14 protein-coding genes are annotated in these 14844 nt (G+C 45.8%); 9 read left to right on the forward strand and 5 right to left on the reverse strand.

From position 1 onward, the window contains the following. Position 1 precedes the first annotated feature (1 nt). Entirely contained in the window at positions 2-2488 is a 2487-nt protein-coding gene (gene hrpB, locus RH86_RS06860; protein ID WP_038219393.1) for an ATP-dependent helicase HrpB, read from the reverse strand. Positions 2489-2549: 61 nt separating this feature from the next. Here hrpB and sfsA point away from each other — a divergent pair, with 61 nt between their 5' ends. The 7 genes from sfsA to panC all read left to right on the forward strand — a co-directional run bounded on the left by sfsA (position 2550) and on the right by panC (position 8489). Beyond that, positions 2550-3269 (forward strand): DNA/RNA nuclease SfsA, encoded by a 720-nt coding sequence (sfsA, locus tag RH86_RS06865; RefSeq protein ID WP_009385692.1) that lies wholly within the window; start codon positions 2550-2552, stop codon positions 3267-3269. Positions 3270-3398: 129 nt separating this feature from the next. Beyond that, complete coding sequence (gene dksA / locus RH86_RS06870; RefSeq protein ID WP_005593204.1) at positions 3399-3845, forward strand: RNA polymerase-binding protein DksA; 447 nt, start codon at positions 3399-3401, stop codon at positions 3843-3845. 76 nt (positions 3846-3921) lie between these two features. Beyond that, positions 3922-4812, forward strand: coding sequence for a tRNA glutamyl-Q(34) synthetase GluQRS (gene gluQRS, locus RH86_RS06875; RefSeq protein ID WP_009385693.1), 891 nt, complete (start codon positions 3922-3924; stop codon positions 4810-4812). A gap of 85 nt (positions 4813-4897) precedes the next feature. Then, positions 4898-6274, forward strand: a complete 1377-nt coding sequence (gene pcnB / locus RH86_RS06880) for a polynucleotide adenylyltransferase PcnB (RefSeq protein ID WP_009385694.1) — start codon at positions 4898-4900, stop codon at positions 6272-6274. Further along, a complete protein-coding gene (folK, locus tag RH86_RS06885; RefSeq protein WP_009385695.1) occupies positions 6271-6756 on the forward strand; it encodes a 2-amino-4-hydroxy-6-hydroxymethyldihydropteridine diphosphokinase in 486 nt (161 codons plus the stop codon). The genes pcnB and folK overlap by 4 nt, the downstream gene beginning before the upstream one ends. A gap of 24 nt (positions 6757-6780) precedes the next feature. Beyond that, positions 6781-7575 carry a 3-methyl-2-oxobutanoate hydroxymethyltransferase gene (gene panB, locus RH86_RS06890; RefSeq protein WP_009385696.1) on the forward strand — a complete coding sequence of 265 codons (795 nt, stop codon included), beginning with the start codon at positions 6781-6783 and terminating at the stop codon, positions 7573-7575. Between the two features lie 11 nt (positions 7576-7586). Continuing rightward, positions 7587-8489, forward strand: a complete 903-nt coding sequence (panC, locus tag RH86_RS06895) for a pantoate--beta-alanine ligase (protein WP_009385697.1) — start codon at positions 7587-7589, stop codon at positions 8487-8489. Between the two features lie 166 nt (positions 8490-8655). Here the strand turns inward: panC and RH86_RS06900 are convergent, their stop codons facing one another. The 3 genes from RH86_RS06900 to RH86_RS06910 form a co-directional block, all read right to left on the reverse strand. Beyond that, positions 8656-9426, reverse strand: coding sequence for an ABC transporter permease (locus RH86_RS06900; protein ID WP_009385699.1), 771 nt, complete (start codon positions 9424-9426; stop codon positions 8656-8658). Position 9427: 1 nt separating this feature from the next. Beyond that, positions 9428-10351 carry an ABC transporter ATP-binding protein gene (locus RH86_RS06905; protein WP_009385701.1) on the reverse strand — a complete coding sequence of 308 codons (924 nt, stop codon included), beginning with the start codon at positions 10349-10351 and terminating at the stop codon, positions 9428-9430. 200 nt (positions 10352-10551) lie between these two features. Beyond that, the gene (locus RH86_RS06910; protein WP_005593194.1) at positions 10552-12225 is read right to left on the reverse strand and encodes a SulP family inorganic anion transporter; all 1674 of its coding nucleotides are present in this window, start codon (positions 12223-12225) and stop codon (positions 10552-10554) included. A gap of 245 nt (positions 12226-12470) precedes the next feature. Here RH86_RS06910 and can point away from each other — a divergent pair, with 245 nt between their 5' ends. After that, positions 12471-13139, forward strand: coding sequence for a carbonate dehydratase (can, locus tag RH86_RS06915; RefSeq protein ID WP_005593193.1), 669 nt, complete (start codon positions 12471-12473; stop codon positions 13137-13139). A 99-nt stretch (positions 13140-13238) separates the two neighbouring features. On the opposite strand, the gene hpt is transcribed toward can, so the two are convergent. After that, positions 13239-13769 (reverse strand): hypoxanthine phosphoribosyltransferase, encoded by a 531-nt coding sequence (gene hpt / locus RH86_RS06920; RefSeq protein ID WP_009385703.1) that lies wholly within the window; start codon positions 13767-13769, stop codon positions 13239-13241. 406 nt (positions 13770-14175) lie between these two features. Between hpt and RH86_RS06925 the strand changes: the two genes are divergently transcribed. Further along, complete coding sequence (locus tag RH86_RS06925) at positions 14176-14790, forward strand: LuxR/HapR/OpaR family quorum-sensing transcriptional regulator (RefSeq protein ID WP_009385704.1); 615 nt, start codon at positions 14176-14178, stop codon at positions 14788-14790. Positions 14791-14844 lie beyond the last annotated feature (54 nt).

Raw genomic sequence — 14844 nt, forward strand, 5'->3', positions numbered from 1 at the left:
GCTACTGATTAAAGTGTCGTTTGGTTTTGGTCGTAGCGACGTGATTAGCAGGATCGTCAGGCCAAACGTGCTTAGGATAACGACCTTTCATCTCTTTTTTAACTTCTTGGTACGCTCCTGACCAAAAACTTGCAAGATTACTGGTCAATTGCAATGGGCGTTGTGCCGGAGAAAGGAGTTCTAACACCACTGTTTTGCGTCCTTGCGCCACCGTTGGCGAACTTTGTTCACCAAATACTTCTTGCATCCTAACAGACAAAATTGGCTCATGGCCGACCTGATAACGGATCTTCTTTTTACTGCCAGTCGGCAAGACATAGTCGATCGGCAACCATTGCTCAATTTCTTGGTTGAGTGGCCAACCTAAATAGGCCAATAAAGCTTCATTAAGATTAACTTGGCTCAGCGCTTTAGCAGAGCGTACGCCGACCAAATACGGGGACAACCACAGCTCAAGGTCATTGAGCAATGCGTCATCACTTAATCCTGGCCATGCTTGCTCAGGTAACCATTCACAACCACAACGCAGCCTTGCTAATAGATCACTCGCCGAGTCCGTCCAGTTTAAGCATTGTAACCCTTGGCGGCGGACATAATTGAGCAGCGCCTCACTCATTTTGTCTGCGGATGGTTGTGCCATTTCGCGGCTATCAACAATTAAATCGCCCCATTGAGTGCGCTCTTCAGCTACTAACTTGCCGCGCTTATCATCCCAATCCGCAATTTGTTGCTGGATAAATTTTTCTGGCAAGGCATTTTGCAACGCATGGAGATCAAGATCGATCGCGGAATAAATCATTGCCGCATCGCCGTGGCTGCGCATCAAATCAATCGCAATCAGGTAATCACTCGCCGCAAGCGGTTCATCGTCACGCAATTGTGCACCGTGGCCATTCGCCAGGAGATAACGACCACCTTGTTTACTACGGCTCTGTGCCACGCGATCGGGAAACGCCAACGCTAGCACCAGCGCGACTTGCATTTCCTCAACCTCAGCAAGAGAAAAACTCAGCCCTAACTTGCGCGCAAGACCCTGCGCTCGCGCTTCAACGATACGTTGCTTGGTGTGTTTGCGAACTTTAAAACGCTGCACTGAGTGAGCGAAATCCACGACATTGCGTTCTGGCTCTTCGAGCAATGCCGCAACCGCTAAAGCGGTCGTTGGCCAATGGTTTGGCCTACCATGATCCCATTGCGTCGCTTGCACCAACATCGCCGCGATACGCGGTTCTAAACCCAGCTTTTGCGCACTTTGCCCCATTGGCGTTAATTGGTGTTTGTCATCCACCAAACCAAGCGAAGAGAGTAAACTACGCGCTTGTGCCATTGCGCTATTAGGCGGCAGATCCAACCAATTCAACTCACCCGCATCAAGGCAACCCCATTGCGCCAGTTCCATCGCTAATGAAGAGAGGTCACTATGCAGGATCTCAGCCGCAGGTACAGCAGGTTGCTGCGCTAATTGTCCTTCGCTGTACAAACGTAAACAGATGCCCGCCTCTGTACGGCCTGCACGGCCTGCGCGCTGTTCAGCTGACGACTGGGCAATACGCACTTGCTCAAGCTTAGTAATACCGGTTTTTAAGTCATATTTGGCAATGCGCTCTAAACCAGAATCGACCACCATGCGAATGCCTTCAATCGTCAGTGATGTTTCAGCAATATTGGTCGCTAGCACCACTTTACGCCGTCCCGTAGGTGCTGGATGAATAGCCGCTTGCTGCTGTTCGAAGCTCAATTGACCATATAAAGGGCAAATATCAACATCACTTAGCAGCAAACTGGATGACTGCAACTGCTGCTGTAATTGCTGAATTGCGCTAACCCCAGGAAGAAAAGCCAACAGGGAGCCCGATTCGCTATTCATCAGACTATGGATGTTTCTTGCCATTACATCAACAAAGCGTTCATTCACTTTAAGTGGCGCGTAACGAAATTCAACAGGATAGCTACGACCTTGCGATTGCACATAACGAGCTTGTGGCATTAAACGCGCTAACGCTTGTTGGTCGAGTGTTGCTGACATCACCACCAATTTAAGATCATCACGCAGCGCCTCTTGGATTTCTAAACACAGCGCCAAGCCCATATCGGCATGAATACTACGCTCATGAAATTCATCAAAGATAATTAAATCGACGCCATTGAGTTCAGGATCACTTTGAATCATCCGCGTCATGATCCCTTCCGTCACAATCTCCAACTGCGTCGCTTGACTCACCTTATTCTCACCACGAACCCGATACCCGACACGCTGCCCTACCGTTTCACCGAGTTGCTGTGCCAGATAGCGAGCGATATTACGCGCGGCTAAACGACGAGGTTCGAGCATGATGATTTTCCCGCTCACCACTTGCTGTTGCAGCAGCTGCAAAGGGAAAAAGGTCGACTTACCTGCACCAGGGGCGGCTTTAAGGATGAGTTGGTTACAATCGCGAACACCAGAGAGAAGCTCTGGTATCACGCCTTCAATCGGCAGTTGTGACAATGGATAGGCCTTATGATGTAATGGAAGCCACATTGTATAGAAGAAACGTAACCAGACCAAAATGAAGTTCCTCCCTCCACTAGAGTCCGCCACGCTATTAAAGCGTTATAAACGCTTCTTAGCCGACATTCAGTTTGATGACGGCAGTGAACGCACCATTCATTGCGCCAATACCGGAGCCATGACTGGGTGTGCGACACCCGGAGACAAAGTCTGGTTTTCGACCTCAGACAACCCAAAACGAAAATATCCCAATAGCTGGGAGTTGAGCCAAACTGCCGCTGGCCACCGTATCTGTATTAATACAGCACTCGCGAATCAGTTAGCCGTAGAAGGAATTCAACAAGGTGTCATCACCGAGTTACTCGATTACGAGCAACTTCAAACTGAAGTGAAATATGGTCAAGAAAATAGCCGGATTGATATCTTGCTCAGTGATCCGCAAAAAGCAACATGCTATATAGAAGTGAAAAGCGTGACATTATTGGCAGAAGAGAGCCAAGGGCAAGGATTTTTTCCCGACGCAGTGACGACTCGAGGGCAGAAACACCTACGTGAACTGGCAGAAATGGCGAAAAATGGGAAGCGTTCTGTACTTTTATTTATTGTTTTACATTCGGGGATTGAAAAAGTATCTCCCGCACACCATATAGACGCCAACTATTCACAATTACTCAAAATTGCGATCGAACAAGGAGTGGAAGTGTTGTGCTATAAGGCGCAGCTTTCAGAAAGTGAGATAAAGCTCATTAACGCTGTGGAATTTAACTATCACTGCTAAAAAATGATGCCGTCTTCACAATGACAATAACTTTACGCAACAGTGTTTGCCTCCTAAAGTTCTTTTTGCTATAGATACCCGCCTTAAATTAACTGCTCAAGCAGTTGACTAGGTGTTAGGAGATACTGCATGTCAGAATTAAAGAAAAAAGCGATAGGCATCCTAGCCATTGCAGGCGTTGAACCTTATCAAGAAAAGCCAGGTGAAGAGTACATGTCACCTGAGCAAATGGCTCACTTTAACCAAATTTTACAAGCTTGGCGCAACCAGCTAAGACAGGAAGTTGATCGTACTGTTCACCACATGCAGGATGAAGCGGCGAACTTCCCAGATCCAGTTGACCGTGCTTCGCAAGAAGAAGAGTTTAGCCTAGAGCTACGCAACCGTGATCGTGAGCGTCGCTTGATCAAGAAAATCGAAAAAACATTAACTAAAATCGAAGAAGACGATTTTGGTTTCTGTGAATCTTGTGGCGTTGAAATTGGCGTGCGTCGTTTAGAAGCTCGTCCAACTGCAGATCTTTGTATCGACTGTAAAACACTTGCAGAGATGAAAGAAAAGCAGATGCAAGGTTAATCTTGCCAGCCATTAAGTGAAAAGGGAGCAGATATGCTCCCTTTTTGGTTTCTTCACTTCTTTGTTCGGTTTCATTATGAGTTACATCGGTCGCTTCGCTCCCTCCCCTTCTGGCCCGCTTCACTTTGGCTCTTTAGTGGCCGCTTTGGGCAGTTATTTTCAAGCCAAAGCCCATCAAGGCCAGTGGTTAGTCAGAATTGAAGATATTGACCCTCCCAGAGAAATGGTGGGCGCGTCGGATCTCATTTTGCGCACCTTAGAGGCTTATCAACTGCATTGGGATGGTGAAGTGGTTTACCAAAGCCAACGTCATCAGCTCTACCAAGATCAAATCGAGCAATGGCTCGCGAGTGGTCAGGCTTACTATTGCCAATGCAGTCGAAAAGAGATCAAACAAGCGGGTGGGTTTTACTTAGGAACCTGCCGCGATCTGAAACTCTCTGCCACAACACCTTGTGCGATTCGCCTACGCATGACAGAACCTGTGTACGATTTCGTCGACCAAAAACATGGCCTGCTGACGATTCCGACCACACTGGCTGATGAAGATTTTATTATAAAGCGTCGTGATGGCTTATTTGCTTACAACCTTGCGGTAGTATTGGATGATATTGACCAAGGAATCACTCAAGTGGTGCGAGGGGCAGACTTGATTGAACCGACTGGACGTCAAATCAGCCTCTATAAAATGTTAGGTCAAACCCCTGTTAGCTACCTTCACCTGCCTTTAGCGTTGGGTGAGAATGGTCAAAAATTATCAAAACAAAATCATGCTCCTGCGGTGGACAATCTCAATCCTAAGCCCGCATTATTAGAAGCAATGCACTTTTTAGGCTTTGATTTAGAAAAAGATTTAGCAAACGCTTCCTTAGCAGAAATCATCCATTGGGGCGTACAAAATTGGCATACTAAGCAGCTACCTAATACAACAGAGATCACGCCGAGATTCTCAAATCGGCCTTGTTAAGCTATTATTAGCCGCAAATTCGCCCTTGGGCGCCAGAATTTAATGGAAACAGAAGCGGTTTAATGACCGATTTTGTCAAAAGCACATGAATAAAAACGACTATACACCAAGCGAGCTAACTAGCTTTCCGGAGCTCGCTCTAAATATTATTACTCGAGAAGAGCACAATATTTCGCGCAAGCAAATCAGTGACAATGCACTGAAGGTGCTATACCGACTTCATGGTGCAGGCTTTGATGCATTTCTTGTTGGCGGCGGCGTACGCGACTTATTATTAGGTCATTCGCCAAAAGATTTTGATATCGCAACCAATGCAACGCCAGAGCAGATTCGCCATTTGTTTAAAAACTGCCGCCTAATTGGCCGCCGTTTTCGCTTAGCGCACATTATGTTTGGCCGCGATATTATCGAAGTCGCGACTTTCCGTGGTCACCACCAAGAGCCAAGCAAAAATGTCGCAATGCAATCAAAAGAAGGCATGCTGCTACGCGATAACGTCTATGGCACCATTGATGAAGATGCAGAGCGTCGTGATTTCACCATCAATGCGATGTATTACAACATTGGTAACTTTGCCATTCACGATTACGCTCGCGGCAATGAAGACCTCGAAGACAAACTGGTCCGCCTAATCGGCGATCCAGAAACGCGTTACCGTGAAGATCCGGTGCGTATGTTGCGCGCGATCCGCTTTGCCGTAAAACTTGATTTTGATATCGAAGAAGATACCGCAGCGCCAATCGAAGAGTTAGCGCACCTGTTAAAAGAGATCCCTTCAGCGCGTTTGTATGAAGAGTCGCTTAAAATGCTACAAACCGGCTACGGCCTTGAGACGTACCATTTAATGCGTGAATACAACCTTTTCCAACCGCTATTCCCAACGGTGTCGGAATTCTTCACTGAAGAGTACGATTCACCAGCGGAACAAATGCTTGATCTCGTTTTAGATTCAACCGACCAACGAGTTGAAGAAGGTAAACGCATTAACCCTGCGTTTATGTTTGCGGCCATGCTGTGGTACCCACTGCAAGCGAAAGCAAAAGAGCTGATGGAAACTCGTAAACTGTGTGATTACGATGCCATGATGGAAGCTAGCAACATCATTCTTGATGAGCAAGTGCGCACCATCGCAATTCCTCGCCGCCATACCGCAACCATTCGCGAAATTTGGCAACTGCAATTGCGCTTGCCTCGTCGCAACGGTAAACGTGCTTTCCGTTTAATGGAGCTCAACAAGTTCCGTGCTGGTTACGACTTCTTAGAAATGCGCGCTGAAATCGAAGGTGGCGAAACCGGAAAACTGGCAAAATGGTGGAACACTTTCCAAAATGCCGGTCGTAATATTCGCCAAGAAATGGCCGCAGAATTAGACAGCGAGCCAGCGGCGAAAAGCGGACAACGTCGTCGTAAGAGCAATAACCGTAATCGACGCAATACGCGTAAAAGCAGCAACGCATCATGATCACCGCCTATATTGCTGTCGGCAGTAATATGGCCGATCCTGTTGCACAAGCAAATAGCGCCATTGAGGCGCTAAAACAACTGCCTAGATCAGAGTTTATTCAGGCCTCAATGCTCTATAGTAGCACGCCAATGGGGCCACAAAATCAACCTGACTACATCAATGCAGTTGTGGCAATTCAAACTGAATTAACGCCTCTTGAACTACTCGATTGCACCCAAGCAATTGAACTAGAACAAGGGCGAGTCCGTAAAGATGAGCGCTGGGGACCAAGAACTCTAGATCTCGACATCATTCTTTATGGCAATGAGGAAATCGATTCCGAGCGATTAACCGTTCCACATTATGGAATGCGTGAAAGAGAATTTGTTCTCTACCCGCTCGCTGAAATCGCCCCTAATTTAACACTCCCTGACGGGACTGAGCTTGCACAACTACTACACAGTGTTGACCGCAATGGACTCAGAATTTGGCACTCATAGCCAGCTCCTTATTAAGGATAATTAATGAAAAAAATTACCATCAACGACCTTATCAAGTGGAAACAAGAAGGTCGTAAATTTGCCTCTTCTACAGCTTATGACGCAAGCTTTGGCCAGTTGTTTGAACAACAAGAAATGCCAGTGCTACTGGTTGGCGATTCACTTGGCATGGTATTGCAAGGTGAATCAAGCACACTGCCTGTAACAGTCGAAGAAATTGCTTACCACACGCGCTGTGTGCGCGCTGGTAGCCCAAATAGCTTACTAATGGCCGATATGCCATTCATGAGCTACGCGACGCCTGAGCAAGCTTGTGAAAACGCAGGCAAGCTAATGCGTGCGGGTGCTAACATGGTCAAGCTAGAAGGTGGTGATTGGTTAATTGATACCGTGAAAATGCTGACTGAGCGCGCGGTACCTGTGTGTGCTCACTTGGGTTTAACCCCTCAATCGGTCAATATTTTTGGCGGTTTTAAAGTTCAAGGCCGTGAGCAAGAAAAAGCGGATCGTATGGTTCGTGACGCGCTTGCATTGCAAGAAGCTGGTGCGCAAATCGTACTGCTTGAATGTGTACCGCAAGAACTTGCTGCACGCATTACCGAAGTGCTGGATGTTCCAGTGATCGGCATTGGTGCTGGTAATGTGACTGACGGTCAGATCCTAGTAATGCACGATATGCTTGGCATCGCAGCCAACTACATGCCGAAATTCTCGAAAAACTTCCTAGCTGAAACAGGCGATATACGCCAAGCCATCACTAAGTACATCGATGATGTTGCGAGTGGTGCGTTCCCAGATGAAGCACATACGATTGCCTAGAGGATATCATCATGCAAACATTTGCTGACATTTCAGCTCTCCGTGAGCAGATTAAACAGTATAAGCGTGACGGTCGCAAAGTCGCTTTTGTACCAACCATGGGTAACCTGCACGAAGGTCACCTAACACTGGTTCGCAAAGCACGCGAATACGCAGATATCGTTGTAGTGAGTATCTTCGTCAACCCAATGCAATTTGAGCGTGCGGATGATCTCAACAACTATCCACGCACACTTGAAGATGATCTGAGCAAACTGAATGGCGAAGGGGTTGAGTTGGTATTCACACCAACACCAGAAACTATCTACCCTGAAGGGTTAGAAAGCCAAACATCGGTTGATGTTCCAGGACTGTCAACCATGCTTGAGGGCGCCTCTCGTCCGGGCCACTTCCGTGGCGTATCGACCATCGTGACGAAGCTTTTCAACATCGTTCAACCAGACGTGGCTTGTTTTGGTGAGAAAGATTTCCAACAACTAGCGATCATCCGCAAGATGGTGGAAGACTTGGCGATGGATATCGAAATCATCGGCGTTGCAACCGTACGTGAAATGGACGGTTTAGCCATGAGCTCACGTAACGGTTTACTGACTCTGGATGAGCGTCAACGTGCACCAGTGTTAGCGCGTACCATGCGCTGGATCAGCAGCGCGATGCGCGGCGGCCGCGATGATTACGCTTCAGTGATTGAAGATGCTAGCGACCAACTACGCGCAGCCGGCCTACAGCCTGATGAGATCTTTATCCGTGATGCTCGCACGCTGCAAGCCATCACAACTGAAACCACTCAAGCAGTGATTCTGATGTCCGCTTTCCTCGGTAAAGCTCGTCTGATCGACAACCAAACGGTTGAGATGGCGACTGAAGCGAAAGAAGAGGCTGATACGAGCGAAGAGAACTCTCCAGAGAGTTAAACTCAATCGCTAGCGATGAGACATAAAACAAAAAAGGTTGGCACATGCCAACCTTTTTTAATAGTGTTCAATTAGAAACAGCAAAGCTTTGAGACTCTAAAAATATCTCGTAACTAACCACCTTACTTCTCTAGCGAAGCGCTCTATCCTCTCGCTTCTCCACACCCTACGAACGTAAACCAATACCTTTCGTCACTAGGTGATGCGCAATCGCGTATAACACGACGACAAACACTCCCAGCACACCAAATGAAGTAACAATACCTACATCGGAAACACCTAAAAAGCCGTAACGGAATGCATTGACCATATAGACGATTGGGTTAATCTTCGAAATGCCCTGCCAAAACTCAGGCAGCAAACTGATCGAGTAAAACACACCACCCAAATAGGTTAGAGGTGTCAGTACGAAGGTTGGGATAATAGAGATATCATCAAACGTGCGAGCATAGACCGCATTGATCAAGCCACCCAAAGAAAAAACCACTGAAGTCAAAAAGACGGTAGCAATGATAATGCCCCAATGGTCCACTTGTAGGTCAACAAAAAACAGCGACACAAACGTCACGATTGTCCCCACCAGCAAGCCCCGCACCACGCCGCCCATGACAAAGCCAAGAATGATGACGTAGTTTGGTACTGGTGCAACCAATAGCTCTTCAATATTGCGTTGGAACTTAGAGCTGAAGAACGACGATGCAACATTGGAATATGAGTTGGTGATCACCGACATCATGATCAAACCCGGTACGATATATTCCATATAACTAAAACCGTTCATTTCGCCAATGCGTGAACCGATTAAGTTACCAAAGATAATAAAATAGAGCGTCATCGTGATCGCGGGTGGAACAAGAGTTTGAACCCAAATTCGCGTAAAACGATTGATTTCTTTAGTCAATAAGCTACAAAAAGCCGTCCAGTAAAGTTGATACATATTATTCGCCTCGGCTTTGTTGCTGAACAATGCTGACAAACAGCTCTTCCAATCGATTGGCTTTATTGCGCATCGACATCACCTGAACACCTTGCTCACTCAACTGAGCAAACACATGGTTAAGTCCTTTATTCTTGGCAATTTCAATCTCAAGCGAGCCATTGATTTCATGTTGAGAAATGACCCCTTCTAACTCTGGAAGAGTTTGCTCTGTATCGACATCAAGAATAAACGTTTCCACATCCAGTTTAGAGAGCAACGCCTTCATCGAGGTGTTTTCAATCAACTCACCACGATTGATAATACCGATGTTACGACACAGCATTTCTGCCTCTTCAAGATAGTGTGTGGTCAAAATAATCGTAATACCTTGCTCTGAATTGATCTCTTTGAGGAATTCCCACATTGAGCGGCGCAATTCAATATCCACCCCTGCGGTTGGTTCATCGAGGATCAGAAGTTGTGGCTCATGCATCAAGGCACGCGCGATCATCAAACGACGCTTCATACCACCAGAGAGGTTACGCGCGCGCTCTTTGCGCTTTTCCCACAAATCTAACTTGGTTAGGTATTTTTCAGCACGTTCTTTGGCAAGCGATTTGGCAACACCGTAATAGCCAGCTTGCTGCATTACGATTTGTTCAACCGTTTCAAACGGGTTGAAATTAAATTCTTGCGGCACTAAGCCTAAGTTTTGCTTCGCGCGCTCAAGATCGCTATCAATATCAAAACCAAAGATTTTTACTTTGCCAGAGGTCTTGTTCACAAGAGACGAGATTACGCCAATCGTGGTCGATTTACCGGCACCGTTTGGCCCGAGTAAAGCGTAAAAATCCCCTTTTTCCACATTCAGGCTAACACCCTTCAATGCTTCAAATCCGCCAGCATAAGTCTTTCTTAGCTGATCTATTTCTAATGCGTACATAATCGCTCGCTTGTTGTGACCAACCGCTTTTCGATGACAAAGCGGTTAGCGACTATCAATTTCAAACCAGTTTATCGTCGAATAACGATGATTACAAATAAACCTTTCGAATAAGTTCGAAACATTTAGCCTAGCGATAAATAAAAAGACCGTAAGATCTCTCTTACGGCCTCAATTAAATCACTAATCTATTGGTCAAATTAAACGGTAATCATCTGATGTTCATCCGTTTCAACATGTTTAATCGCAGCACGTAACGCTTCGTAACGGAACGAGTATATGTTTTGTCCCGGCACTAAATCGAGAATGTGGAATTTCTCTAATTGCTGCCAAATCTGTTTATTCGGACACAGTAAATACACCGCACAATGAGCATCAAGCGCATCGTTTATCGCATTTTCCAATGCCAGACCAACAGTGACATCAATCATCGGTACATCGGTCAGATCAAGAATCATCGCTTCATATTCATCAATACTGCTATGCTGACGAGAAATCGCTTTCGAGACACTAAAAATCATCGGCCCTGACAGATAGAAAAACAGTACTTTGCCATTTGCTTGGTCAAGTAAGCCGCGTTCACTTTCCGTCAGTGGTACATCGTCTTCATCAGCATCACTGATGGCTTTAACTTGGCGCGCCTGCTCACGGCTCAAGCGTTCAATGATGATAATATTGGAAATGAAAACCCCCAATCCCACCGCAGCAATCAAATCAACAAACACCGTCAGCAGCATCACGCCGTACATGATCGCCATGCCCTGCACACTCACTTTGTGTGCTCGTTGAATAAAACTCCAATCAAGGATGTTAAAACCAACATAGACCGCAATACCGGCCAGCACCGCCATTGGAATCGGCTCGGTTAAGCCCCCCGCGACAAGTACCACCAATGCCAGCATCAATGCACGAATCACCCCGGAAAGTGGCGAGCGAGCTCCAACTTGAATATTGGTCACCGTGCCCATGGTGGCACCTGCCCCTGGCAATGCGCCAAACAAGCCAGAAAGCATATTCGCAAGACCTTGACCACGTAGCTCTTTATCAGAGTCATGCTCTTTTCGAGTTAATGAATCACCGATAACCGCCGTCAATAAAGTATCAATACAGCCCAATGTTCCCAGCACCAAGGCATCAATCACCATGGTGGTAAACATTTCTGTATTAATGTGCGGCACGACTAACGAAGGCAACCCAGCAGGGATTTCACCAATGCGACGAATCGCATCGTTATCAAACAAAATAACCGAGAGTAACGTCACCGCAACTAATGCAACTAATTGGGCAGGCACGTATTTGCGGTATTTCGATGGAAAGAAAAATAAAATTCCGAGCGTTAGCGCGCCCAAAAACAGTTCACCAAATTTCACATTAGCCAATGTATCGGGCAATGCAGACAGAGTGCCCATCACCCCGCCTGAGGGCGCTGCGTGGCCTAATAACGGCGAGAGTTGCAAAATAATAAGAATAACGCCAATCCCCGACATAAATCCGGAAATCACGCTATATGGCATCAAAGTGACGTATTTTCCCAGCTTTAAGGTACCGAGTAATACTTGAAAAGCACCGGCCATCATCACCACGGTAAACGTCATCGCCATACCCGTCTCTGGGTACTTAGCCATCATGCTGGTCAATACCGCAGTCATGATCACTGTCATTGGGCCTGTTGGTTCTGAGATCAGCGTTGATGAGCCACCAAACAGTGCCGCAAACAAACCAACCATGATCGCGCCCCACAAGCCAGCTTCAGCCCCGGCTCCGGAGGCAACACCAAATGCCAGCGCCAATGGCAAAGAGATGATAGCGGTCGTCACACCACCAAACAGATCTCCCTTCAAATTGATCTCTTTAAAACGATCTCCAAACAACATATCGCTCCCTGCAATAGTAAACAGCCAAACCGATTTATATTACCAAACGTTACTAGCGATACGACAGTGTTAATTACATCACACACCTATAACAACTGATGGATTTGACATAAAAATGACTAAGTTTATGATTTTGACTACAGCAACACGTCAGATGAGTGCATTTTCATGCATTTTTTTAGAGAATGGCTTTGTAACATTGTGTATATTGTTGAGCAGAAACTTTAGGGATATAAGTAACGACAATGCCGAAAATGAAACAGTTGTTCGACAATAACTCGAAATGGTCTGAAGAAATCAAATCGGAACGACCTGAATATTTTACCCGACTTGCGGAAGGGCAAAAGCCTGACTTTCTCTGGATTGGTTGTTCTGACAGCCGCGTACCAGCAGAGCGTTTAACCGGATTATTTTCTGGCGAGTTGTTTGTACACCGTAATGTAGCAAACCTCGTAGTACATACTGATCTTAACTGCCTATCTGTGGTGCAGTACGCAGTGGATGTGTTGAAAATCAAACACATTATTATCTGTGGTCACTATGGCTGTGGTGGTGTCAATGCAGCGATTGATAATCCACAATTGGGTCTGATCAATAACTGGTTGTTACACATCCGCGATATCTATTTCAAACACCGCGCTTACCTAGACCAAATGTCTGAAGCAGATAAAGCCGATAAATTAGGTGAGATCAATGTAGCAGAGCAAGTGTATAACTTAGGCAACTCAACCATCATTCAAAATGCATGGGAACGCGGTCAAGAAGTTGAAATTCACGGTGTGGTTTATGGCATTGATGATGGTCGTTTGCAGTATCTAGGCAATCGCTCCAACTCGAAAGAATCAGTAGAAGCTTCTTACCTCTCTTCATTGGAAGCGATACTTAACCCTGATTTCAAACTGCTGTGTCGTTAATCGCTTAGCTTATACAGATGAATACATAGCAAAAAGCCCACCACGTTACCGTGATGGGCTTTTTTAATCTTTCCACTCAAGCATTATTAAGCCATTGGCTTATTCTTGAGGAACCACTTTACCGATGTATGGTAGGTGACGGTATTTTTGGGCGTAATCGATACCCACGCCGACAACGAACTCATCTGGAATTTCAAAACCAATCCACTGTACTGGCACATCGACTTCACGGCGAGAAGGCTTATCTAGCAAGGTACAGATTTCAATCGATTTTGGCTCACGCAACGACAAAATTTCTTTTACTTTCGCTAAGGTATTACCGGTATCGATAATGTCTTCTACTAGCAACACGTCTTTACCTTTGATGTCATCATCAAGGTCTTTAAGGATGCGCACATCACGTGAACTTTCCATGGTGTTGCCATAGCTAGACGCAGTCATGAAATCAACTTGGTGGGTAAGTTCAATAGCACGCGCAAGGTCTGCCATAAAGACAAATGAGCCACGTAGTAGACCAACTAAGACAAGATCTTCACTACCTTGGTAATGAGCTGTGATTTGCTTACCTAATTCATGCACACGTTCCTGAACTTCCTGCTCAGAAATCATTACTTCTATTGTATGTTTCATACCACTCTCGCTTGTCATTTTTAGCGTCTAATAATAGTAGCTCAGACACCGTTGGGCGTTTGCAAGCGCGTAGTTTAACACCAGCACAGAAAGAGAATAAACCTCAAGCGACTACAATTCTCTGAAACGAGCGAAAAACAGTATGACCTTTCGCACGTTACTAACAAAATTGATTATTAAGTGTACTGAAAATATTGACCCTAACCATATGCACCATTACACTCATAATCGCGATATACAATTAATAAAATACTAATTAGGGCAAAGCCCATTTACTAAGATGCGCCTTATTTTCCGAGGTCAGCAGTACTCTTATTCCATTGATATCGCTAAATTGAATAAGAGAACCTAAGAATGATGATGTGCATGGATGTAATCAACTCATTTGGCAAGGATTTAAATTAATATGGACTCTATAGCAAAAAGACCCCGCACCCGACTCTCGCCCAAAAAACGTAAGCAACAGCTGATGGATATTTCTCTGGATGTATTTGCGCGCCGTGGGATTGGTCGTGGTGGTCATGCCGATATTGCAGAAATTGCACAAGTATCGGTCGCAACAGTATTCAACTACTTCCCAACACGTGAAGACTTAGTCGATGATGTACTGAACTATGTGGTACGTCAGTTCTCTAATTTTCTGTCAGACAATATCGACCTAGATTTACACGCCAAACAAAACCTCGCGAATTTGACATCAGAGATGGTTAATCTCATCGCTGAAGATTGTCATTGGCTTAAAGTGTGGTTTGAGTGGAGCGCTTCAACCCGTGATGAAGTCTGGCCACTGTTTGTTAGCACCAACCGAACTAACCAGTTATTAGTGCAAAACATGTTTATCAAAGCGATGGAGCGCGGCGAAGTGTGTAACGATCATGATCCTGCTGATCTTGCAACGCTATTCCACGGCATTTGTTATTCACTGTTTGTGCAAGCTAACCGCCACACCGATGAACAAGCGATGTTGAAGTTAGCAGACAGCTACCTAAACATGCTGTGTATTTACAAAGAAGACCAATAACTCACGTCATCAACAAATACACAAAATTGAGCAATAAAAAACCGCAGTCTAGGC

The sequence above is a fragment of the Vibrio sp. N418 genome (assembly GCF_000222565.1).
Classification (GTDB): Bacteria; Pseudomonadota; Gammaproteobacteria; order Enterobacterales; family Vibrionaceae; genus Vibrio; species Vibrio scophthalmi.